Below are 22,625 nucleotides of genomic sequence, written 5' to 3'. Positions count from 1 at the left end.
CGGCGGGAACTCGCGCCGTTGCGCCGCACGCGGTTGACGGTGATGCGCACCGGGGAGAGGATCGGTGCAAGTCCACGCGGAGGAGAGCACCGATGGCGACGACCGGCTTCAGCTCCTACGAGGAGGCGTGCGCCCAGCATCGCTGGATCGTGCCCGAGCGCTACAACATCGCGCACGACGTCTGCGACAAGCATCCGCCGGGCAAGCTCGCGATGATCCACGAGGACTTCCGCGGCGACGTGCGAGAGGTCCTGTGGGGCGAGCTGCAGGAGAAGTCCAACCGCTTCGCCAGCGTGCTGCGGACCGCCGGCGTCGAGCGCGGCGACCGCGTCGCGATGCTGCTGCCGCCGACGCCGGAGACGGCCGCCGCCTTCTTCGGCACGTGGAAGTGCGGCGCGCTGCTGCTGTCGATGTCGGTCCTCTACGGCGACGAGGGGATCCGCCATCGCCTGACCGACTCGCGCGCCCGCGTGCTCGTCACCGACGCCGAGAACGCCGGACGGATAGACCAGGCGCTGGTCGAGCGGGTGCTGATCCTCGACGACGACCTGCTCGCGACCGGCGCCCAGCAGTTCGAGCCGGTCGACACCGCCGCTGAGGACCCGGCGCAGCTCTACTACACCTCCGGCACGACCGGGCTGGCGAAGGGGATCGTCCACGCCCACCGCTACCTGCTCGCGCACGAGGAGTTCCGCTACTGCCACGAGGTGCGGGACGGCGAGCGCTTCCACGGGATGGGGGAGTGGGCGTGGGCGGCCGGGATCGCACCGCTGCTGGGGCCGTGGCGCTACGGCGCCGTCCAGTGCGTCTACCGGCGCGAGGGCGGCTTCGACCCGCACAGACAGCTCGACTTCCTCTCCCGCCACGAGGTGACGAACGTCTTCACGACGCCGACGGCGATGCGCTCGATGATGACGATCGCCGACGCCGGCGACCGCTACCCGCAGCGGTTCCGGCGGGTCTGCAGCGCCGGCGAGCCGCTCAACCCGGAGGCGATCCGCTGGTTCCGCGAGCAGTACGGCGTCACCGTGCTCGACTACTACGGGCTGTCGGAGTCGTATCCGCTCGTCGCCAACTATCCCTTCATGGAGGTGCGGGAGGGGTCGATGGGCAAGCCGATGCCGGGCTGGGACGTGCGGATCCTCGACGAGGACGAGCAGCCGGTGGGGCAGGGGGAGCGCGGCGAGATCTGCCTGCGCGCCCGCTCCAACCCCCACTATCCGCTCGGCTACTGGGAGAAGCCGGAGGCGAGCGAGGAGACGTTCGGCGGCGAGTGGTTCCACACCAAGGACGCCGCCTCCCAGGACGCGGAGGGCTACTACTGGTACGAGGGCCGCGCCGACGACGTCATCATCGCCGCCGGCTACCGCATCGGCCCGTTCGAGGTCGAATCGGTCTGCCTCGAGCACCCGGCGGTCGCGGAGGCGGCGGTCGTCGCCTCGCCCGACGAGCGGCGCGGGATGGTCGTGAAGGCGTTCGTCGTGCTCGCCGCCGGCCACGATCCCTCCGACGCGCTCGCCGACGAGCTGAGAGCGTTCGTGCGCGACCGCCTCTCCGCCTACGCCTATCCGCGCAAGCTCGAGTTCGTCGACGGCCTGCCGAAGACGCTGACCGGCAAGATCCGCCGCATCGAGCTGCGCCAGCTCGAGGCGGAGCGGGCGAGAGCTGGCGGGTAGGGCGCGGCTCCCGCGCCCGCCGCGACGAGGGAACGCCCCGTTGCGGCGCGGCGCCGCTGACGGCAGCCTGGCGCGGGCACCGGTCCCCCGACGCAGGAGTCCCCATGTCCGTCAGCGCACGCGCGCTGGCCGCCGCAGGCGCGGCGGCGCTCGCGCTCGCCGCCGCCGCGCCCGCCGCGCACGCCGAGGTCAGATACGTCTACGACGCCTGGATGGTCGCCGGCGTCGACTACAGCAGCGAAGAGGCGACCGAGAGCGGCAAGGTGACCCGCGCGATCTCCGCGGGCATGGGCGTGAACGGCTGGTTCCGCGGCCTCAGATTCATCGACGGCGCGCTGCTGACGCAGCGGATGGCGAGCGGCGCGCGCTTCTACGGCGTCGGCGCGGAGCTGGCGTACCAGAACAACGACACCTCTCCGCCCGACATCACCAACTGCAGCACGACGGCCGTGAAGGAGACCTTCGCGGGGGTGCTGAACCCGCTGCGCGCCGTCGACCCGAGAGCAGCGCCGGCCGCGATGGGGATCACGCCGTTCTCGATCGCGACCTTCGACCTCAACTGCGCCGTCAACGGGGCCGTCCTCCGGCTCGGCGCCCGCTCCCACCGCTCCAACGACACCGGCCCCGGCCACCTGCGCCTGGCGCTGACGGTGCCGAGAGGCGATCTGGGCGACCACGTGATCAGGCTCAGAGGGCGGCACACCGATCGCAGGCTGGCGACCTGCCCCGGCGATTTCGTCCCGACGCAGCTCAGATACTGCGTCTCGAGAATCTACGTCGAGCTGACGCTCTTCCGCACCTTCGCATCAGAGGACGGCGACGACCGGCTCGCCCCGGTCGTCCCGAAGCAGCCGAAGATCGAGCGCGGCGCGAGAAGAGCGAGAGCGACCGCCAGATGCCCGCGCGGCTGCAGATACCGGATCCGCGTCTTCTTGCCGCCGCGGAGAGGGAGAGGCGTGATCGGCCGCGGCTTCGTGCGCCCGGCGCCGTCCGCGGCCGCCTCCTCGCCGCTCGCCCGCGCCGCGACCGTGGTCGCGACGAGAGCGGGCAGGCTGCCGGCGGGGAAGGCGGCGCGCACGATCGCGGTCGCGATCCCGGCCTCCAAGCGGGCCGCGATCCTCGACGACGGCGGCGCCGTCGTCGAGGTCACGCTGAGCGCGCGGGGCAGACGCCCCGTCCGCTCGACCTTCTTCGCCCCGGCGACGCGCTGAGCGAGACAACCGGCGCCGCGGCGAGCACCGCGGCGCCGGCGCCCGCGCGCCCGGCCGGCTCAGCCCCGCTCGGCCTGCGCCCGCTTCGCCTCGGTCCGCATCTCCGAGAGGATCCGCTCCAGGCGCGGCTCGGCGGTGCGGTCGACATGCGTCATCGTCGCGCCGACGGCCGGGTGGACGGCCGCGATCTGCGCGTGCAGCTCGTGCGCGACGGCGCGGTAGCTCGGATGGCCCTCGCGGCCGGAGCGCAGCTCGATCAGCTGCATCGCGGCGCGGGCGTTCATGTCGAGCACGTAGCGGATGCGGTAGCCGAGGCAGACGGCGTACGGCGCCGCCTCGGCGTGCCCGGCGGCGACGAGCCGCTCGTACTCGCGGCGGGAGATCTCCAGCGCGCGGCGATAGGCGTCGCCCGCGCCGGCCTCGTCGACCTCCGCCGGGACCTCGGCGCCGAGCGCCGGCGAGAGCGCCTGCCACTGGACGGTCAGCATGCGGTGGCGCTGGAGGTCGCGGAAGGCGCCGTAGTCGGAGACGATCTCGAAGCGGTAGCGCAGCGCCTCGAAGCCGCGGCCGGGGCGGTGGCGGCGGTTGGCGCGGGCGCCGACGAGGTCGCGCAGCAGCCGCGCGCGCTCCTCGACGTCCAGCGAGCGGACGCGCTCGCGGGTGCGCTCCTCCTCGACGCCGGTCGCCTCGAACAGCAGCGCGGCGAGCAGGTCGTCCTCGTCGCCGTCGACGCGCTGCAGGCGCACCGACGAGCCGAGCGCCCCGTCGGCCTCGTCGAGGCCGAGCCGTCTCGCCCACGCGCGGCCGGCGTCGGCGCGGGTGCGCAGGTAGTCGACCCACGCGCCGCCGCGGTCGGGCCGCTCGACGCGCGTCACGAAGCTGGGGATCGTCGCCTTGACCGCGTCGAGCAGCATCTCGCCGTATCGCCGCGCCTCCGGCAGCGGGTGGGCGAGCAGGTGGAGGATCAGCTGCTCGTAGGTCTGGCCGGTCGCGAAGATCCCCATGTGCGACAGCGACGCGGCCGGCAGCAGGCCGCGCAGCAGGTCGAGCGCCTTCGCCTTGATCGCGCGCGCGTGCGCTCTCTCGGACTCGCCCTCGCCGCGCGGGAAGCGCTCGGCGACCGAGGCCGTGACGACCGGGATCGCGGCCGAGTAGATCGCGAACAGCTCGTCCATCGCGGCCGCGTACTCGGGCCCGAGCTCCGGGTCGCGCCAGTAGCGATAGCCGCCGCCGGGCATCTCGGCGTCGTAGGCGATGTAGCGCGTCGACTGCTCCAGGTAGGCGCCGATCCGCGGCCGCTGGAGGACCTTCGTCAGCACGTTGGAGACCCACTCGCAGGCGACGTGGACGCCGCCGAGCTGCGCGACCGAGTCGTCGCCGTAGCCGAGGAAGATCGTCTCGTAGAGGCGCGCCGCGCGCTCGCCCTCGCCGACCGTGTCCCAGCCGGCCGGCAGCTCCGGCAGCGACGGCGCGAACTCGTCGAGGAACAGCCGCCGCAGCGTGCCCGGGTAGCGCGAGTAGCGCGCGAACAGCGCGCCCTTCACGGTCTCGGGCAGGTTGGTGAGCGCGAAGACGGGGCCGTCGAGGTCGCTGAAGTGGGGGGCCAGGCGCGCGCGCTCGGCGTCGGTGAAGGTCTCGCGGGGGTACTGCACGGGGCCGGGGAGCCTAGCGCGCGCTCAGGACGCGGCCGGGATGACCGCGGGCGCGCCGGCCGCGACCAGCGCGGGCGGCAGCGCGATCGAGCCGTCCTCCTGCTGGCCGTTCTCCAGCAGCGCGATGATCGTGCGGCCGACCGCGACGGCGGTGCCGTTGAGCGTGTGCAGCGTGACCGGCTTCTTGGCGTCCTTGGGCCGGTAGCGGATGTCGAGCCGCCGGGCCTGGTAGTCGGTCGTGTTCGAGGTCGACGTCAGCTCGCGGAAGCGCTCCTGTCCCGGCAGCCAGCCCTCGGTGTCGTACTTCTTCGCCGCCGAGGCGCCGAGGTCGTCGACCGCGATGTTGACGACGCGGTACGGGATCTGGAGGTCCTGCAGGATCGACTCCTCGATCGCCAGCAGACGCTCGTGCTCGGCCTCCGACTGATCGGGGGTGACGAACGAGAACATCTCGACCTTGTCGAACTGGTGGACGCGGAAGATGCCGCGCGTGTCTCTGCCGGCGGCGCCGGCCTCGCGGCGGAAGCAGGGGGAGAAGCCGGCGTAGCGGCGCGGCAGCTCCTCCTCGGCGAGGATCTCGCCCTGGTGCAGCGAGGCGAGCGCCACCTCCGAGGTGCCGGCGAGGTAGAGGTCGTCGGCGGGCAGGTGGTAGATCTGCTGCTCGGTGTCGGGCAGGAAGCCCGTCCCGTACAGCGCCTGCTCGCGCACGAGCACCGGCGGGATCACCGGCTCGAAGCCCTCGCCGCGCAGCTTCTCGAGCGCGTAGCGGACGAGCGCCAGCTCGAGCATCACGAGGTCGCCGCGCAGGTAGGCGAAGCGCGAGCCCGACAGGCGCGCGCCGCGCTCCATGTCGATCCGCTCGCCGGCCAGCTCGAGGTGGTCCTTGCCGGTCTTGGTCGCGTCGCCGACCTCGCGCACGACGGTGTCCTCCGGCGCAGCATCGGGCGCCGGGACGTTCGGCAGCGAGGCGAGCAGCTCGTCGAGCTCGCGTCTGATGCCGGCCTGCTCGTCGGACTGGGCGCGGCCGCGCGCGGCCAGCTCGCTCATCTCGGCGTGCTGCTCGGGCGTCGGCGCGCCCCGCAGCGCGCGGCTGAGCCTGTTCTGCTGCGCCTGGATCTCCTCCAGCTGCGCGGTCAGCCCGCGCCAGCGCTGGTCGAGCGCGAGCAGGCGGTCGATCGCGTCGGCCGCGACGTCGCCGCGCCGCGCGAGCGCGGCTCGCACGGCGTCGGGCTCTCTGCGGATCAGCCGGAGGTCGAGCACGCCTCGGGTGCTCCGGAACTACTCGCCGGGACCGGTGCCGCTGTCGCCGCTGCCAGCCTGGTCGGGCTGGTTCTCGGACGGGTCGCTCGGCTCCGCGGTGTCGGCCGTGCACTGATAGCCGTTGGCCTCGTCGCCCATGCCGGCGGGGCGGCCGCCGGGCGCTTCGGAGCCGGCGTACTTGGAGACGAACTCCGCGACCGCGACGGCATCTCTGCCGACGACGATGTTGCCCGGCATGATCGCGCCGGAGAAGCCGCCGTTCTGGATCGCGTAGAGCACGCGCTCGACGCAGGCGAAGCGGACGTTGAAGTTCGGGCCGTCGGTGCGCTCGCGGGTTCTGATGTTGGCCGCGGAGCCGCGGGTGCCGGCGGCGTTGAAGGTGTGGCAGCCGGCGCAGCGCTCTTTGAAGACCTCGGCGGCATGCCGCTCCGGGCTGTCGGCGGCGACCTGGATCTTCTGCTCGCCGCAGGCGGCGACCGAGACGGAGACCGCCAGCGCGGCGGCGATGATGGTGATCGACTTCGGAAGGCGCGTCATGCGGTCGGGGACTATACGGAAGAATCCCGCCGCGATGCCCCCACTCCCCCCGAAGCGTCCGTTTGCGGCCCTTTTCGTCGTGGCCGCGCTCGCACTCGGCGGCTGCGGCAGCGGTCGCAGCGCCGACGTCGCCGACACCAGCGCCGCCGTCGTGGCGATGTCGGAGTTCCGCCTCGACCCCCAGGAGCTGCGCCTCTCGGCCGGGCGCCGCGCCTTCACGATCCGCAACGACGGCCGCATCGTCCACCGCTTCGAGCTGCGCCGGGCCGACGGCGACAGAAGGCTGCTCGTGCGCGGCCGCCCGCTGAAGCCAGGCGAGTCGCAGACGCTCACCGTCCGCCTGACCCCGGGCGAGTACCTGATGCGCTGCGCCCAGGAGCGCCACAACACGCTCGGCGAGTGGGGGACGGTGACCGTTCGCGGCTGAGCGCCTCTCGCGCGTGGATGGGAATCGCTCGAAGTCGTGCAGGAGCGAGCCGCGCGGCGCCGAAAGCCCTCCCAGTCCCGGCGCCGGCCGAGACGATCTTCCTTCGATCGTCCTCAACGGCGGCAACCAAAGAGGGTCGGTGCCGGGACCCTCGCTTCCTCGCGCTCGGCCGCGCCGCATTCCTCACCGGGGCGGCCGAGGCGCGCGCGCTCAGAGCGGGATCGCGCCGGCCTCGCCGGCCGCCCGCAGCGCCAGCACGACGATCACGAAGCAGGAGATCGTCATCACGCCGACCTCGCGCCGCACGATCGACAGGACGACGACTCGCTGCTCGTCGGCCGGCAGCTCCCCGACATCCTGCGAGGAGGCGAAGCCGCGACTGTCGAGGATCGCCTCGGCCGAGCCGATCCGCAGCTGCTCGGCGATGAACGCGATCGCGAGCGGCAGCACCCCGTAGAGGATGTGCAGGTCGCCGTCGGGCGAGTGGCCGAGCACGAGCAGCAGCGCGCCGAGCAGCACCTGCACGACTATCGCCGCCTGGCCGGCGCGCAGCAGGCGCCAGAAGACGAGGCTCGGCTGGACTCTCAGCCAGGCCCACGCGCCGACGACGCCGGCGGCGAGGTTGAGGGCGAGCAGGAGCACGCCGACGACGAGGTGAACGGTTGCCATCTTGCGCCTTTCAGCACATGCATATCGACACTTTAAGCACTAAGTAACACGTTGTTACAAGCTTCTACGGACTGGTGATATAACCACGGCGGAGATGCTGACTACGTACGGTCCCGCCATCGTCTTTGTCGTCCTCGGCGCTGTCATCGGCGCGGTGTTCGTGTCCGCCGGCTCGCTGCTCGGGCCCAAGCGCGCGGGCACCACGAGAGACGCTCAGGTAACCCCCTACGAGTGTGGCCTGCCCTCCGAGGTGAGAGGCAGCTTCCGCTTCGGGATCAGCTTCTACCTGATCGCGATGCTGTTCATCATCTTCGACGTCGAACTGCTGTTCATCTACCCGATCGCGGTGCAGCTGCGGGAGGTCGGTACGTTCGCGCTGGTCGCGATGTGCGTCTTCCTCGTGCCGCTGGTCGTCGCCTTCGTCTACGAATGGCGCCGAAAGGCAATGGAATGGAGATAACGCGCGCCAAGCTCGGCCAGCCCCTCGTCGAGGGCGGCGGCGAGCAGTTCCGCATCCGGCAGCAGCGCGCGCGCGACATGCTGCGCGGCGACCTCACCGACGCCGAGCTGGAGCAGTACGTGGAGGAGCGCGTCCTCACGACGACGCTCGACAAGGTGACCGCGTGGGCGCGCGGCAACTCGATGTTCCCCGCGACCTTCGGCCTCGCCTGCTGCGCGATCGAGATGATGTCGCTGCCCGGCGCCCGCGTCGACATCGGCCGCTTCGGCTTCGAGGCCTTCCGCGCCTCGCCGCGCCAGGCCGACATGCTGATCCTCTCCGGTCGCGTCTCGATCAAGATGGCGCCGATCGTCCGCCGCATCTACGACCAGATGCTCGAGCCGCGCTGGGCGATCTCGATGGGCGCCTGCTGCTCCTCGATGGGCGTCTTCAACAACTACGCGCTCGTCCCGGCCGACAAGTTCATGCCGATCGACGTCCACGTGCCCGGCTGCCCGCCGCGCCCGGAGGCGCTCGCGCACGCGATCCTGAAGCTGCGCTCCAAGGTCCACGGCAACCCGCCGAAGGGCTGGCGCGAGCGCTACGAGGCGGAGGGCACCGAGGAGGTCGTCGGCGACGCCGACCGGCCCGGCGTCAACGCGATCAACGTCTTCCAGAGCGGGGAGACCCAAGGTGCCTGACGCGACAGGTCTGGAGCTGATCGCTCAGGACCTGCGCGAGAAGCATCCCGACGCGGTCCTCGACACCCTCCACTTCCGCGGCGAGGCGACGATCTCCGTCGACCCCGCCCAGGTCCATCCGGTGCTGGAGACGCTGAAGGCGCGCGGCTACAACGCGCTCGCCAGCCTCCACGGGGTCGACTACTACCCCGAGGAGCCGCGCCTCGGCGTCCACTACCAGCTGCTCGACATGACGAACGTCGACCGCATCTGCGTGAAGGTCCGCATGCCGATCGACGATGCGCACGTCGCGACCGTCTGCGACCTCTGGTCCGGCGCCAACCATCCCGAGCGCGAGGTCTACGACATGTTCGGCGTCATCTTCGACGGCCATCCCGACCTGCGCCGCATCCTGATGCCCGAGGACTACGAGGGCCATCCGCAGCGACGCGACTTCCCGATCGGCGGCGAGCCGGTCATCTTCACCTACAACGAGGACAAGATCCCGGGGTGGTCGCGATGAGCGCGCTGAGCGACTACCGCAGACGCGAGCAGTCGATCTCCTACTCCGCCGAGCCCGCCGGCATGGGGCTCGAGCAGGAGCTGATGACGATCAACATGGGCCCGCACCACCCGTCGACGCACGGCGTGCTGCGGCTCATCCTCACGCTCGAGGGCGAGATCGTCCGCGACATCAAGCCGATCATCGGCTACGTCCACACCGGCATCGAGAAGACCGCCGAGCAGAAGGCGTACTGGAAGGTCATCCCGGTCGTCGAGCGGATGGACTACCTCGCCTACTACTTCAACTCGTACGCCTACTGCGGCGCCGTCGAGAAGCTGCTCGAGGTCGAGGTGCCCAAGCGCGCCCAGTACCTGCGCGTGATCCACATGGAGCTCAACCGGATCATGTCGCACCTGGTGTGGCTCGGCACGAGCTGCATCGACCTCGGGGCGATCGGCGTCTGGTGGTACTGCTTCCGCGAGCGCGAGGCCGTCCTCGACCTGTTTGAGATGTCGTCGGGCCAGCGCATGCACACGCGCTACTTCCAGGTCGGCGGCGTGATCGAGGACATCCCCCGCGGCTGGGCCGAGCGCGTGAAGAGATTCACGCAGACGATGCGCCACCGCTCCGAGCAGTACAGCGCGCTGCTGGACAAGAACGAGATCTTCCTCCAGCGCATGCGCAACACCGGCACGGTCGACGAGGAGACGCTGCTGGACCTGGGCGTCACCGGCCCGCTGCTGCGCGCGACCGGCAACCCGTGGGACCTGCGCAAGGCGGCGCCGTACTGCTCCTACGAGGACTTCAGATTCAAGATCCCGGTCGGGACCACGGGCGACAACTACGATCGCTACCGGGTCCGCCACGCCGAGATCATCGAGTCGTGCGAGATCATCGACCAGGCGCTCGACGGCCTCCCCGAGGGCCCCTTCATCACCGAGGACCGCAAGGTCGCGCTGCCGCCGCGCCATGAGCTGGCGACCTCGATGGAGGCGCTCATCCACCACTTCAAGCTGGTGACCGAGGGCTTCCGCGTCCCGCCGGGCGAGGTCTACTTCCCGATCGAGTCGCCGCGCGGCGAGCTCGGCTGCTTCGTGCGCTCCGACGGCTCCTCCAAGCCGGCGCGCGTGCACATGCGCGACCCCTCGTTCGTGAACCTTCAGGCGACCGCGCCGGCGAGCCGCGACACCTACATCGCGGACCTCGTGGCGACGCTCGCGATGCTGGACCCCGTCCTCGGAGGAGTGGACCGCTGATGTCCGAGCAGTCTCCGGCCGTCGCTCGCTACGGGCACGGCTCGCGAATCCCTGGCTGGGACGACTCGGTCGATCTCGGCAAGGACCCGGCGCCGGTCCCCGACCCGGCGACGACGCCCGTCCCGCCGCAGCTGCGCGAGCAGATCGAGGCGGCGATGGCGAAGTACCCGAACTTCCGCTCCGCCGCGATCCCGGCGCTGCACGCGGCGCAGGACCTGCACGGCTGGTGCTCGCCGGAGGCGATCGAGCAGGTCGCCTGCGTCATGCGCCTCACGCCCGGCTACCTGACGGCGGTCGCGACCTTCTACGACATGTTCGAGACCGAGCCGGTCGGCAGACACAGAGTCTACGTCTGCACGAACATCAGCTGCTCGCTGCGCGGCGGCCCCGAGCTGCTCGCCGCCGTCCAGCAGGCGGCCGGCGAGGACCCCGACTTCAACGTCCGCGGCTTCGAGTGCCTCGGCGCCTGCGACATCGCGCCGATGGCCTCGGTCAACGGCGAGTTCGTCGGCCCGCTCGAGCTGGCCGACGCCGAGCAGCTCGTCGCGGACCTGAGAGAGGGCCGCGAGGTGCTGCCCGAGAAGCAGCTTTCCCGGCGCGCGTGCGCCGACCCTGGAGCAAAGGCACAGGCCCATGAGTGACAAGCTTCTCTTCGACCGGATCGACGAGCCGGGCCTCGACACGATCGAGGTCTACATGCGCCGCGGCGGCTACGAGTCGCTCAAGCGGGCGCTGAGAATGACGCCCGAGGAGGTCCTCCAGAACCTGCTCGACTCCGGCCTGCGCGGCCGCGGCGGCGCCGGCTTCGCGATGGGCAAGAAGGTCTCGTTCCTGCCCAGAGGGGCGATGGACAAGTACCTCGTCTGCAACGCCGACGAGTCCGAGCCCGGGACCTTCAAGGACCGCGAGCTGATGCAGAAGTCGCCGCACATGCTCGTCGAGGGCATGATCATCGCGGCGTACGCGGCCGGCGCCAACCGCTCCTTCATCTACATCCGCGGCGAGTACGAGCTGCAGGCGATGAAGCTCGAGGCGGCGATCCACGAGGCGCGCGAGGCCGGCTTCCTGGGCGAGGACATCCTTGGCTCGGGCCACTCGCAGACGCTCGTGCTGCACCGCGGCGCCGGCGCCTACATCTGCGGCGAGGAGACCGGCCTGCTCGACTCGCTCGAGGGCAAGCGCGGCAACCCGCGCCTGAAGCCGCCGTTCCCGGCCAACCAGGGCCTCTACCAGGGCCCGACGCTGATCAACAACGTCGAGACGCTCGCGACCGTCCCGCACATCATCAAGATGGGCGGCACGGAGTACGCGAAGCTCGGCGTCGACAACTCGGCCGGCACGAAGCTGATCTCGATCTCCGGCAACGTCCAGAGACCGGGCAACTACGAGATCGAGCTGGGGATGAAGTCGAGAGACATCGTCTACGGCCTCGCGGGCGGCCCCGAGCCCGGCCGGGAGATCAAGTTCTGGTTCCCCGGCGGCTCCTCCTCGCCGGTGCTGACGCCTGAGGACCTCGAGCTGCCCTACGACTTCGACTCGATGGCGAAGGCCGGCTCGATGCTCGGCTCCGGCGCGATCATCGTCGTCGACGACTCCAACTCGGTCGTCGACGTCGCGCTGACGCTGGCGAAGTTCTACAGACACGAGTCGTGCGGCAAGTGCACCCCCTGCCGCGAGGGGACCAACTGGACCGTGAAGATGCTCCAGCGGATCCACGAGGGCGACGCCACGCCGATGGATCTCGACATCATCGCCTCCGTCCAGGACCAGATCATGGGCAACTGCCTCTGCGTCCTCGGCGACGCGATGGCGATGCCGCTGTCGTCGATGGTCGCCAAGTTCCGCGGCGAGTTCGAGCAGTACATCGAGGAGAAGCGCGCCGCCGCCGGCTTCGGCGAGATGCCGGAGCCGTCTCCGATCGCGATCGCTGGAGCCGCCTGAGATGCCGCGCCCTGAAAGAAGATTCGTCACGTTCTCGATCGACGGGCGCGAGGTCAGCGCGCCCGAGGGCGTGATGCTGGTCGACGGCGCCAAGTACGGCGACGTCGAGATCCCCGTCTTCTGCTACGAGCCGAAGCTCGGCGCGCCCGTCGGCGCCTGCCGCATGTGCCTCGTCGAGGTCGAGGGGATACCGAAGCTGCAGACCGCCTGCTCGACGCCGGTCAAGGACGGCATGGTCGTCCACACCCAGACCGACCGCGTCAGAGAGGCGCAGAACTCGGTGATCGAGTTCCTGCTCGTCAACCACCCGCTCGACTGCCCGGTCTGCGACAAGGGCGGCGAGTGCCCGCTGCAGGACATCACCTTCGGCTGGGGCCGCGGCATATCGCGGATGGTCGAGCCCAAGCGCCACTTCAAGAAGCCGCTCGAGCTCTCGCCGCTGATCGCGATCGACCGCGAGCGCTGCATCCTCTGCTACCGCTGCGTCCGCTTCTCGCAGGAGGTCTCCGAGGACTACCAGCTGGTCCTCAACGAGCGCGGCGCGTCGACCTACGTCGGCACCTTCGACGGCCACCCGTACGTCGCGCCGTTCAGCGGCAACATCATCGAGCTGTGCCCGGTCGGCGCGCTGACCTCGCGCGCCTACCGCTTCCGCGCCCGTCCGTGGGACATCGAGGGCGCCGGCTCGGTCTGCACCCACTGCCCGGCCCAGTGCAACGTCGAGTTCACCGTCCGCGACGAGCGCGTCCTGCGCGTCCTCGCGCGCGACAACGAGGGCGTCGACGACGGCTGGCTGTGCGACAAGGGCCGCTTCGCCTACCAGGCGATCCACAGCGAGGAGCGGATCACCGAGCCGCTCGTGCGCGACTCCGAGAGCGGCGAGCTGGTCCCGGCGACGTGGGAGTACGCGCTCGACGTCGCCGCCGCCGCGCTGCAGGCGGGCGGGTCGAAGACCGCGGCGCTCGCCGGCGGCACGACGACCAACGAGGAGGGCTTCCTGCTCCAGCGCGTCGTGCGCGAGGCGCTGAAGTCGCCCCACGTCGACTCCCGCGCCGGCCTCCCGCAGGTCGACCTGGGCCTGCAGCAGGCGCTCGCGGCGCCCGGCCTGCAGGCGACGATCCCGGACCTCGAGTTCGCCCACACGGTGCTCGTGCTGGGGACCGACCCGATCGACGACGTCGCCTCGCTCGACCTGCGCATCCGCAAGGGCGTGCGCCGCAACGGCGTCAAGCTCGCGGTCGCGACCAGCCGCCCGAGCGCGCTCGACCCCAACGCGAAGCTGTGGCTGCGCTACGCCCCCGGCGGCGAGCACGCCTTCGTCGCGGCGCTCGAGGCCGCGGTCACCGGCAGCGGCGACCTGAGCGCGCTCTGCGACGCCGCCGACGCCGACCCGAAGGCGCTCGAGGCGCTCGCCGCGCTGCTGAAGGACGGCGGCGAGGACGTCGTGATCCTCTGGAGCCAGCGGCTCGGCGCGGCGCCCCTGCCGGCGCTGCTGAACGTCGCCGCGGCGCTGAGACTGGAGGGCCGCGACGGCGCCGGCCTGATCGAGGTGCCGGTCGGCGGCAACGGCCGCGGCCTGCGCGAGGCCGGCGTCCAGAGCAACGGCGGCCCGGGCCTGAGCGCCCCCAAGGCGCCCGGCAAGCCGGCGCGCGAGATCGCCGCCGCGCTCGCGTCGGGCGACCTCTCGACGCTGTGGCTGCTGCACGCCGACCCGGTCCGCGACTACGCCGACCGCCGCCTGTGGGAGCGCGCCGCCGCCAACGCCGACGCGCTCGTCGCCCACGCCACGCTGCTGAACGACACGCTGCGCGAGCACGCGACCGTCGTCTTCCCGGCCGAGTCGTACGCCGAGAAGGAGGGGACGATCGTCAACCTCGACGGCCGCGTCCAGCGCCTGCGCGTCGCGATCGGCCGCCCCGGCGCCGTCCGCGCCGAGTGGCAGGTGATCGCCGACCTCTCCAAGCGGCTCGGGCTCGACCTCGGCGTCCTCACCGGCCCGATGGCGACCAGACAGCTGGTCGAGGCGGTCCCGTTCTACGCCGGCCTGACGCTGAAGGAGATCGGCGGCCGCGGCGTCCGCTGGCAGGAGCGCGAGGCCGCCTCCGCGGCGCCCGCCGCGCCGGCCGGTCCCGTCGAGAGCGGCGAGCCGCTCCCCGCTCCGAGACCGAACGGCGCGCTGCGCCTGGGCACCTACCGCCCGATCTGGGCGGCGCCCGAGGTCGAGGTCTCGCCGGCGCTGAAGTTCCTCGCCGCCAAGCAGCAGGCCGAGCTGTCGCCTGTCGACGCCGAGCGCCTCGGCGTCGACAACGGCGCGAAGGTCTCCGTCACCGCCGGTGACGCGACCGTGCTCGCCAAGGTCTTCGTCCGCGGCAACGTCCCCGCCGGCACCGTCTTCCTCGCGGAGGCGACGGCCGAGCAGTCCGCGACCGAGCTGCTCGGCGAGGCGCCGCAGCTCGTGTCGGTGGAACCGTACGGCCAGAGGCCTCCGGTTCCACTGGAAGGTCTCGCCCGGGGGGCTCGTCCTTCCGACGATGAGGTGAATTCGTGAGCGTGCTGGTCCCCTTCGCCGAGGTCGGGTTCGCCGAGTCGTGGTGGATCCAGATCATCAAGGCGGTCGTCATCTTCCTGGTCGGCTTCACGCTCGTCCCGCTGGCGCTGATGCTCGACCGCAAGCTGATGGGTCGCATGCAGATGCGCTACGGCCCCAACCGCGTCGGCCCCTACGGCGCGCTGCAGCCGATGGCCGACATCGGCAAGCTGCTGTTCAAGCAGCAGTTCCGCCCGAGAACGTCGGTCGGATTCCTGTTCGCCTTCGCCCCGGTCATCTCGATGATCTGCGCGGCGGCGACCTTCGCGATCATCCCGTTCGGCGGCACCGTCGACATCTTCGGCACCGAGGTGGGGCTGTACGGGATCGACGTCTCGATCGGCATCCTCTTCGCCTTCGCCTTCAGCGGCCTGTCGGTCTACGGCCTGATGCTCGGCGGCTGGGCCTCCGGCTCGAAGTACTCCTTCCTCGGCGCGATGCGCTCGGCTGCCCAGCTGATCTCCTACGAGCTGGCGATGGGCTTCTCGATCCTCGGCATCGTCATCACCGCCGGGACGCTCTCGCTCACCGGGATCGTCGAGGCGCAGTCGGGAATGTGGTACATCGTTCCCCAGTTCGTCGGCTTCTGCATCTACATCGTCTCGGCCTTCGCGGAGACCGGCCGCCCGCCGTTCGACCTCTCCGAGGCCGAGGCGGAGCTGGTCGGCGGCTACTCGACCGAGTACGGCGGCGGCCGCTTCGCGACCTACTACGCCGCGGAGTACTTCCACATGGTCATCGCCTCGGCGATCGCGGTGACGATGTTCCTCGGCGGCTGGCAGCTGCCGTTCGTCGACCCGCCCACGTGGGTCGACCCGATCGTCGTGCTCGTCAAGACGGTCCTCGTGATCTGCGTCTTCGTGTGGGCGCGCACCACGTTCCCGCGCCCGCGCTACGACCAGCTGATGGCCCTTGGCTGGAAGATCCTGCTGCCGCTGGCGACGGCCAACGTGATCGTGACCGCAATCATCGTGGTGGTGACTGACTGATGGCCTGGAACCCTGGCGAGGACGTCGTCGCCGTCCAGCGCGCGCCGAAGCCCGGCGGCGCCGGCGGCGCGTACCGCGCGTTCGGCGAGACCCTCCGCGGGCTCAAGACGACCTTCGGGCGGATGCTCGAGAGACCGGTCGTCTACCAGTACCCCGAGGAGAAGGTCCCGGTCTACCCGCGCTTCCGCGGCCGGCACAAGCTGCACAAGTTCGCGGACACCGGCCTGGAGAAGTGCGTCGGCTGCTCGCTCTGCGCCGCCGCCTGCCCGGCCGACTGCATCCGCGTCGTCGCGGCCGAGAACACGCCCGAGCACCGCGTCTCCGCCGGCGAGCGCTACGCCGCCGTCTACGAGATCAACCTCTCGCGCTGCATCTTCTGCGGCTACTGCGAGGTCGCGTGCCCGTTCGACGCGATCACGATGGGCCACGACTACGAGATGTCCGACTACAACCGCACGGACCTCATCTTCACCAAGGAGATGCTGCTCGCCGAGCCGCTCGAGCGCACCCCGCTCCGGACCGAGGACGAGTAGGCGAGCGCCATGGCCGAAGTCATCTTCTTCATCGCGGCGATCGGCGCCCTCGCCGGGGCGATCGGCGTCGTCACGCTGCACAACCCCTTCTACAGCGTGCTCGCGCTCGTCGGGCACCTGATCTCGCTGGCGGCGCTGTTCCTGCTGCTGCGGGCCGAGTTCCTCGCCGCCGCGCAGGTGATCGTCTACGCCGGCGCCGTGACCGTGCTCTACGTCTTCGTCGTCTCATACGTGGGCGACGGGACGGTGCCGCTCGGACGCGGCGGCGCGAGACTGAGAGTGATCGCCGGGCTGTTCATCGGCATGCTGTTCGTCGAGCTGTGCATCGCGATGCTCGGCTCGGGCCTGAAGGCGATCGACGGCGACGGCGCCCCGTACGTCCCGGGCTTCGGCTCGCCGGCCGACATCGGCGAGGCGCTGCTGACGAAGTTCCAGCTGCCGTTCCAGATCGCGTCGCTGCTGCTGCTGACCGCGACCGTCGGCGCCGTCATGCTGGCCCGCCGCCGCGACGGCGGCCGGGCGCTCGACGACCGCCCGTACGTGCCGGGCCAGTACATCACCCCGCGCTCGCTGTTCAGCGGCACCCTGGCCGAGGCCGTCGGCCGCATGAGAGCCCCGCCGGAGGAGCCGCGCCAGCCGGCGCCGGTGCCGGCCGCCGCCCCCGCGCCGCGCGACGGCGCCAACCCGGCCTCCGGCGACGACGCCGGGGAGGAGGCGTAAACCATGGCAATCAGTTGGTACCTGGTCGTCTCCGCCCTGATCTTCTGCATCGGCGCGGGCGGCGTGCTCACGCGGCGCAACCCGCTCGTGATCCTGCTCTGCCTGGAGCTGATGCTCAACGCGGCGAACCTCGCGCTGGTCGCCTTCTCGCGCATGCACGGGAACCTCGACGGCCAGATCTTCGCGCTGACCGTGATGGTCGTCGCCGCATGTGAAGTTGCTGTCGGTCTCGGCCTGATCGTGGCGATCTTCCGCCGCAGAATGCCGATCGACGTGGATGGGATCAAGGAGCTGCAAGGGTGAGCACTACCACCTGGGCCTGGCTCGTCCTCGCCTTTCCGCTGGCGGGGACGATCCTCATCGGCCTCGGCCACAAGCGTCTGGCCAGAGGGCCGGCCGGCGCGATCGGAACGCTGGCGATCCTGCTGGCGTTCGCCTCCGCCGTCGCCTCGCTCATCTCGCTGCAGGGCCAGGACGAGCACCACCGGCAGCTGACGTCGTCGCTGTGGGACTACGCCGTCTCCGGCTCGATCGACGCCAGACTGGCGATCCTCGTCGACCCGCTGTCGGTCTTCATGATGCTCGTCGTCACGGGCGTCTCGACGCTGATCCACCTCTACTCGATCAGCTACATGAAGAGCGACCGCGGCAACGCGCGCTACTTCGCGTACCTGAACTTCTTCGTCTTCTCGATGCTGGTGCTGGTGCTGGCGGCGAACTTCCTGCTGCTGATCGTCGGCTGGGCGTTCGTCGGCGCCGCCTCCTACCTGCTGATCTCGTTCTGGTACCGCCGCGACACGGCGACGAAGGCCGGCATCAAGGCGTTCGTCATCAACGTCGTCGGCGACGTCGGCCTCGTGCTCGGCACCTTCTTCATCCTGCGCTACAGCGGGACGCTCGACTTCCTCGGCACCTTCGAGGCCGTCAGAGCCGGCGCCTTCGACGCCCACGAGGGCGCGCTCGTCGCCGGCTGCCTGCTGCTGCTCGTCGGCGCCTTCGCGAAGTCGGCGCAGCTGCCGTTCCACACCTGGCTCCCGGACGCGATGGAGGGCCCGACGCCGGTCTCCTCGCTGATCCACGCCGCCACGATGGTGACCGCGGGCGTCTACCTGATCTCGCGCATGTTCCCGCTGTTCGAGGCCGCTCCGGCCGCCGCGAACGTCGGCGCGATCGTCGGCTGCGCGACGCTGCTGGTCGCCGGCACGATCGCGCTCACGCAGACCGACATCAAGCGCGTGATCGCCTACTCGACGATGTCGCAGATCGGCTACATGATCATGGGCGTCTCCGCCGGCGCCTACGCCGCGGGCCTCTTCCACCTGATGACGCACGCCTTCTTCAAGGCGCTGCTGTTCATGGCGGCCGGCTCGATCATCGGCGCGATGGCCGGCGCCCAGTCGCTCGACAAGATGTCCGGCTTCAAGAGAGCGATGCCGTTCACGTTCGGCTGCTTCGTCGTCGGCGGCCTCGCGCTGTCGGGCGTGCCGCCGTTCTCCGGCTTCTTCTCCAAGGACGAGATCCTCGCGATGGTCGGGGCGCGCGAGGGCTGGTTCACCGTCCTCTACGTCGTCGGCTACATCGGCGCCTTCCTGACCGGCATCTACACGTGGCGGATGATCTTCCGCGCCTTCTTCAACAGACCGTGCCCCGAGGCGGTCGAGCTCGAGCACGGCCACATCGCCCACGCCGAGTACCCGACCAACCCGGCCAACGGCGAGCGCGAGGACACCGAGGTCGGCTTCCCCGGCCCCGAGCACGTGATCGCCGATCGCGAGCAGCCGATGAAGATCGCGATGGGCCTGCTGGCGATCGGCGCGACGATACTCGGCGTGCTCCAGATCCCGTTCGTCACGCACGTGATCACCGACTTCCTGGAGCCGACCTTCGCCGACTCCAAGTACGTCCACCTGCACGCCAGCGACGGCATGATCTGGTTCGGCATGATCCTTGGCACGGTCGTCGCGCTGGCCGGCATCGCGATCGCGTACCACATCTGGGTGCGCAAGCCGGGCACCGCGGCCGCGCTCCAGGCGCGCTTCGGCTGGCTGCACCGCTTCCTCGTCAACAAGTGGTACTTCGATGAGCTGATCGACTTCCTGATCGTGCGCCCGTGGGCCGCGGCCGGGACGTTCTTCCGCACGTGGTTCGAGCCGCGGGTCGTCGACGGCCTCTTCATCGGCGGCGCGACCGGCATCGTCAGAGCCGGCTCGGCCGTCGTGCGGACGCTGCAGTCCGGCTTCCTGCGCTACTACGCCGCGCTCCTGCTGCTCGGCGGAGGAGCGGTCGTCCTGTACTTCCTGATCGCGAGCTCGTGAGGCGCCGCTGATGACTCTCTCGATTCTCATCTGGCTCCCGCTCGTCGTCGCCGTCTTCGGCGCGATCCTTGGGGCCAAGGTCGCGCCCAAGCTGGCCGTGCTCGGCTCGCTCGCCGCGCTCGGCATCGCGATCTCGTTCGTCGTCCGCTTCGAGAGCGGCCAGGACACGCTGCAGTTCGTCACGAACGAGTCGTGGATCTCCGAGCTGGGGATCTCCTACAAGCTCGGCGTCGACGGCCTCAACGTCGTCCTGCTGCTGCTGACGACCTTCCTCTTCGCGCTGGCGACGATCTTCGCCAACCTGCGCGAGTGGGACCGGCCGGGGCTGTTCTACTTCCACCTCGGCCTCGCCCAGACGGCGGTGCTCGGCGCCTTCTGCGCCCAGGACCTGATCCTGTTCGTCGCCTTCTTCGACCTGATGCTGATCCCGTTCTACTTCCTGACCGGGATCTGGGGCTGCGGCGACCGCGAGCAGCGGGTCCGCGGGACGCAGAAGCTCGTCATCTACACGCTCGTCGGCTCCCTGCTGATGCTCGTCGCCGCGGTCGCGACCGGCGTGCTCGCCTCCCAACAGCACGACACCGACCTGACCTTCGCGCTCAGCGCGCTGCAGGAGCTGCCGCTGTCAGAGGGCTCGCAGCAGTGGATCTTCCTCTGCTTCGCCGCCGCCTTCCTCGTGAAGATGCCGGCCTTCCCGCTGCACGGCTGGCTGCCCGACGGCTACAAGGCGATGCCGCTGCCGGCGCTGGCCGTCTTCTCCGGCGTGCTGTCGAAGGTCGCCGCCTACGGCTTCCTGCGGATCGTGCTGCCGGTCTTCCCGGACGCCTCGGTCCACTTCCAGGAGCTGCTGCTGCTGATCGCGCTCGCGTCGATCCTGTACGGCTCGGCGATGGCCTTCTCGGCGCAGAACGTGCGCCTGGTCGTCGCCTACTCGTCGGTCGCGCAGATGGGCTTCATCACGCTCGGGATCTTCGCCCTCAACGAGGACGGCGCCCAGGGCGCGCTGCTGCAGATGGTCAACCACGGCCTCGTGACGGTGCCGCTGTTCTTCATCGTCGCGCTGCTCGCCTCGCGCGCCGGCGGCTCGGAGGAGCTGAAGGACATGGGCGGGATCGCCTTCCGCGCGCCGGTGCTGGCGACGCTGTTCCTGATCGTCTCGCTCGCGACGCTCGCGATGCCGGGCTCCGCCAACTTCGCCGGCGAGTTCCTGATCCTGCTCGGCGTCTTCGACGCCAAGCCCGCGTTCGCGTTCTTCGCCGCGCTTGGCGTCGCGCTCGCCGCGGTCTACATGCTGCGCGCGTTCATCCGCTCGATGCACAACCGCGTCAACCCGTCGGCCGACTCGCGCGAGATCACCTTCCGTGATCTCGGCGTGCTCGTCCCGTCGGTCGTCGTGATCGTCGCGCTCGCGCTCTACCCCCAGTTCGGGCTGAGCAAGAGCGAGGCGACGACGAAGGCGGCCGTCGCGCAGGTGCAGGCGAAGACCGGGCAGCTGACCGCCGAAACGTCGTCCCAGGCCTCTGAGGAGCACACGCCATGACATCCGCGCTCGTCACTGCGGCCGTCAGAACACCGCACATCGACGTCGCCGGCCTCTCGCCGCTGATCGCGCTGGCGGTCGGCGGGATGCTGGCGCTGCTCGTCGGCATCTTCCTCGGCCGCTCCGCGCGCAACGTCACGCCGCTGATCTCGCTGCTCGCGATCGCCGCCTCGATCGGCCTCTCGATCTGGCAGTTCGGCGAGGGGAAGTCGGTCGTCGCCGACGCGCTCGCGATCGACGACCTGACGCTGACGCTCAACTTCGTCCTGTGCGCGACCGGCATCGCCGCGATCCTGCTGTCGTGGCGCTCGCGCGCGGCGTCGGTCGCCGGCCATCCCGAGTACTACGCGCTGATGATGCTGTCGCTGCTCGGCATGCTGGTGCTGGTCGGCTCGCAGAACCTCGTGACGCTGTTCATCGGCTTCGAGCTGCTCTCGATCCCGCTGTACGTGCTGTGCGCCGCGGAGTTCCGCAAGGAGGGCTCGCTCGAGTCCGGCCTCAAGTACCTGATCGTCGGCTCGGTCGGCTCGGCGACGCTGCTGTACGGCCTCGCGCTGATCTACGGCGCGACCGGGTCGACCGACTTCGCCGGCATCGACAGAGCGCTCGCCGGCGGCATCAACGGCGACGTGCTGCTGCTGAGCGGCATCGGCCTGACGCTCGTCGGCCTCGCCTTCAAGGCGTCGGTCGCGCCGTTCCACCAGTGGACGCCCGACGTCTACGAGGGCGCCCCGACGCCGGTCACCGCGTTCATGGCGGTCGCGACGAAGGTCGCCGCCTTCGGCGTGCTGCTGCGCCTGTTCGACACCGCGCTCGTCAACGCGCAGCTCGACTGGGCCCCGATCGTCGCCGCGCTGGCCGCGATCACGATCGTCGTCGGCAACGTCGGCGCGCTGTCGCAGGTCTCGCTCAAGCGGATGCTCGCCTACTCGGGCGTCGCGCAGGCCGGCTACCTGCTGTGCGGCCTCGTCGTCGGCACGCAGCTCGGCGTCAAGGCGACCGTCTTCTACCTCGCCGTCTACTGCGCGATGAACGTCGCCGCCTTCGCGGTCGTGATCGCCCGCGAGCGCGCCAGCGAGTACGGCGACGAGCTGCCGGCCTTCGCCGGACTGGGCCGCAGCAACCCGCTGATGGCGTGGCCGATGACGATCGCGCTGCTGGGCCTCGCCGGCATCCCGGCGACCGCCGGCTTCATCGGCAAGTTCTACTTGATCGATGCGCTGGTCGACGGTGGATACGCCTGGCTGGGCATCGTCCTCGTCGTCGGCTCGATGATCTCGCTCGGCTACTACCTGCGGGTGATCGCCGCGATGTGGATGGGCGAGCGCTCCGGCGACGTCACGCCGGTCCGCACGGCCGCGCCCGCCCCGGCCGGCGGCAGCGCCGGCACGCCGCCGGTGATGGCCGGCGGCTCGCAGGAGGCCGACGCCGAGCTGGCGCGCTCCTCCAAGCTGGAGCCGGAGGTCGTCGGCGTCGCCTGGATCGCGACCGCCGTCGTCCTCTTCTTCGGCATCATCCCGTCGCCGCTGTTCGAGCTGGCCGGCAAGGCCGGCAGCGTCTTCACCGGGATCTTCTAGGCCGCGGCGGGCGCCGCCGCGCGCGCCCGCCCGCCCCGCGCCCCGGTTCTCCATGAGGTGCGAGTTTCGGTCGCTGAGCGACCAGAACTCGCACCTCATCTCGTTGTGGGC

21 protein-coding genes are annotated in these 22,625 nt (G+C 70.6%); 17 read left to right on the top strand and 4 right to left on the bottom strand.

Features of this window, described 5'->3' with window-relative positions; genetic code table 11:
* The first annotated feature begins 92 nt into the window (after nucleotides 1–92).
* Nucleotides 93–1,676: an acetate--CoA ligase gene (locus tag BDZ31_RS13645; RefSeq protein WP_183342879.1), complete on the top strand. Its 1,584-nt coding sequence runs from the start codon at nucleotides 93–95 to the stop codon at nucleotides 1,674–1,676.
* 104 nt (nucleotides 1,677–1,780) lie between these two features.
* The gene (locus tag BDZ31_RS13640; protein WP_183342878.1) at nucleotides 1,781–2,887 is read left to right on the top strand and encodes a hypothetical protein; all 1,107 of its coding nucleotides are present in this window, start codon (nucleotides 1,781–1,783) and stop codon (nucleotides 2,885–2,887) included.
* A 59-nt stretch (nucleotides 2,888–2,946) separates the two neighbouring features.
* Here BDZ31_RS13640 and BDZ31_RS13635 read toward each other — a convergent pair whose 3' ends face one another.
* The 3 genes from BDZ31_RS13635 to BDZ31_RS13625 are packed head-to-tail and all read right to left on the bottom strand — an operon-like array spanning nucleotide 2,947 to nucleotide 6,336.
* The gene (locus BDZ31_RS13635) at nucleotides 2,947–4,539 is read right to left on the bottom strand and encodes an FAD-dependent thymidylate synthase (RefSeq protein WP_183342877.1); all 1,593 of its coding nucleotides are present in this window, start codon (nucleotides 4,537–4,539) and stop codon (nucleotides 2,947–2,949) included.
* Nucleotides 4,540–4,563: 24 nt separating this feature from the next.
* A complete protein-coding gene (gene serS, locus BDZ31_RS13630; protein WP_183342876.1) occupies nucleotides 4,564–5,799 on the bottom strand; it encodes a serine--tRNA ligase in 1,236 nt (411 codons plus the stop codon).
* 18 nt (nucleotides 5,800–5,817) lie between these two features.
* Nucleotides 5,818–6,336 (bottom strand): c-type cytochrome, encoded by a 519-nt coding sequence (locus BDZ31_RS13625; protein ID WP_183342875.1) that lies wholly within the window; start codon nucleotides 6,334–6,336, stop codon nucleotides 5,818–5,820.
* Between the two features lie 79 nt (nucleotides 6,337–6,415).
* Here BDZ31_RS13625 and BDZ31_RS13620 point away from each other — a divergent pair, with 79 nt between their 5' ends.
* Nucleotides 6,416–6,763, top strand: a complete 348-nt coding sequence (locus BDZ31_RS13620; protein ID WP_183342874.1) for a cupredoxin domain-containing protein — start codon at nucleotides 6,416–6,418, stop codon at nucleotides 6,761–6,763.
* A 210-nt stretch (nucleotides 6,764–6,973) separates the two neighbouring features.
* Here the strand turns inward: BDZ31_RS13620 and BDZ31_RS13615 are convergent, their stop codons facing one another.
* Complete coding sequence (locus BDZ31_RS13615) at nucleotides 6,974–7,432, bottom strand: hypothetical protein (protein WP_183342873.1); 459 nt, start codon at nucleotides 7,430–7,432, stop codon at nucleotides 6,974–6,976.
* 94 nt (nucleotides 7,433–7,526) lie between these two features.
* On the opposite strand from BDZ31_RS13615, the gene BDZ31_RS13610 reads away from it, so the two are divergent.
* The 14 genes from BDZ31_RS13610 to BDZ31_RS13545 all read left to right on the top strand — a co-directional run bounded on the left by BDZ31_RS13610 (nucleotide 7,527) and on the right by BDZ31_RS13545 (nucleotide 22,514).
* On the top strand, nucleotides 7,527–7,892 hold the full coding sequence (locus BDZ31_RS13610; protein WP_183342872.1) for an NADH-quinone oxidoreductase subunit A: 366 nt from the start codon (nucleotides 7,527–7,529) through the stop codon (nucleotides 7,890–7,892).
* Between the two features lie 77 nt (nucleotides 7,893–7,969).
* Nucleotides 7,970–8,572: an NADH-quinone oxidoreductase subunit B gene (locus tag BDZ31_RS13605; RefSeq protein WP_425492730.1), complete on the top strand. Its 603-nt coding sequence runs from the start codon at nucleotides 7,970–7,972 to the stop codon at nucleotides 8,570–8,572.
* Nucleotides 8,565–9,074, top strand: a complete 510-nt coding sequence (locus BDZ31_RS13600) for an NADH-quinone oxidoreductase subunit C (RefSeq protein WP_183342870.1) — start codon at nucleotides 8,565–8,567, stop codon at nucleotides 9,072–9,074. The genes BDZ31_RS13605 and BDZ31_RS13600 overlap by 8 nt, the downstream gene beginning before the upstream one ends.
* The gene (gene nuoD, locus BDZ31_RS13595) at nucleotides 9,071–10,312 is read left to right on the top strand and encodes an NADH dehydrogenase (quinone) subunit D (RefSeq protein ID WP_183342869.1); all 1,242 of its coding nucleotides are present in this window, start codon (nucleotides 9,071–9,073) and stop codon (nucleotides 10,310–10,312) included. Before BDZ31_RS13600 ends, nuoD begins: the two co-directional genes overlap by 4 nt.
* A complete protein-coding gene (locus BDZ31_RS13590) occupies nucleotides 10,312–10,953 on the top strand; it encodes an NADH-quinone oxidoreductase subunit NuoE family protein (protein ID WP_183342868.1) in 642 nt (213 codons plus the stop codon). The genes nuoD and BDZ31_RS13590 overlap by 1 nt, the downstream gene beginning before the upstream one ends.
* The gene (nuoF, locus tag BDZ31_RS13585) at nucleotides 10,946–12,253 is read left to right on the top strand and encodes an NADH-quinone oxidoreductase subunit NuoF (protein ID WP_183342867.1); all 1,308 of its coding nucleotides are present in this window, start codon (nucleotides 10,946–10,948) and stop codon (nucleotides 12,251–12,253) included. Before BDZ31_RS13590 ends, nuoF begins: the two co-directional genes overlap by 8 nt.
* Before the next feature lies 1 nt (nucleotide 12,254).
* Complete coding sequence (gene nuoG, locus BDZ31_RS13580; protein WP_183342866.1) at nucleotides 12,255–14,801, top strand: NADH-quinone oxidoreductase subunit NuoG; 2,547 nt, start codon at nucleotides 12,255–12,257, stop codon at nucleotides 14,799–14,801.
* Complete coding sequence (gene nuoH / locus BDZ31_RS13575) at nucleotides 14,798–15,829, top strand: NADH-quinone oxidoreductase subunit NuoH (RefSeq protein WP_183342865.1); 1,032 nt, start codon at nucleotides 14,798–14,800, stop codon at nucleotides 15,827–15,829. The genes nuoG and nuoH overlap by 4 nt, the downstream gene beginning before the upstream one ends.
* Entirely contained in the window at nucleotides 15,829–16,362 is a 534-nt protein-coding gene (gene nuoI / locus BDZ31_RS13570) for an NADH-quinone oxidoreductase subunit NuoI (RefSeq protein ID WP_183342864.1), read from the top strand. Before nuoH ends, nuoI begins: the two co-directional genes overlap by 1 nt.
* Nucleotides 16,363–16,371: 9 nt before the next feature.
* Nucleotides 16,372–17,082 carry an NADH-quinone oxidoreductase subunit J family protein gene (locus BDZ31_RS13565; RefSeq protein WP_183342863.1) on the top strand — a complete coding sequence of 237 codons (711 nt, stop codon included), beginning with the start codon at nucleotides 16,372–16,374 and terminating at the stop codon, nucleotides 17,080–17,082.
* A 3-nt stretch (nucleotides 17,083–17,085) separates the two neighbouring features.
* Nucleotides 17,086–17,385 (top strand): NADH-quinone oxidoreductase subunit NuoK, encoded by a 300-nt coding sequence (gene nuoK / locus BDZ31_RS13560; RefSeq protein WP_183342862.1) that lies wholly within the window; start codon nucleotides 17,086–17,088, stop codon nucleotides 17,383–17,385.
* Nucleotides 17,382–19,397, top strand: coding sequence for an NADH-quinone oxidoreductase subunit L (nuoL, locus tag BDZ31_RS13555; protein WP_183342861.1), 2,016 nt, complete (start codon nucleotides 17,382–17,384; stop codon nucleotides 19,395–19,397). The genes nuoK and nuoL overlap by 4 nt, the downstream gene beginning before the upstream one ends.
* A 10-nt stretch (nucleotides 19,398–19,407) precedes the next feature.
* The gene (locus tag BDZ31_RS13550) at nucleotides 19,408–20,937 is read left to right on the top strand and encodes a complex I subunit 4 family protein (RefSeq protein WP_183342860.1); all 1,530 of its coding nucleotides are present in this window, start codon (nucleotides 19,408–19,410) and stop codon (nucleotides 20,935–20,937) included.
* Nucleotides 20,934–22,514 carry an NADH-quinone oxidoreductase subunit N gene (locus tag BDZ31_RS13545; RefSeq protein ID WP_183342859.1) on the top strand — a complete coding sequence of 527 codons (1,581 nt, stop codon included), beginning with the start codon at nucleotides 20,934–20,936 and terminating at the stop codon, nucleotides 22,512–22,514. The genes BDZ31_RS13550 and BDZ31_RS13545 overlap by 4 nt, the downstream gene beginning before the upstream one ends.
* Nucleotides 22,515–22,625 lie beyond the last annotated feature (111 nt).

It is taken from the genome of Conexibacter arvalis (assembly GCF_014199525.1).
Classification (GTDB): domain Bacteria; phylum Actinomycetota; class Thermoleophilia; order Solirubrobacterales; family Solirubrobacteraceae; genus Conexibacter; species Conexibacter arvalis.
Note: the sequence above shows the minus strand (reverse complement) of the source record. Positions and strands in the feature narration are given on the sequence as shown.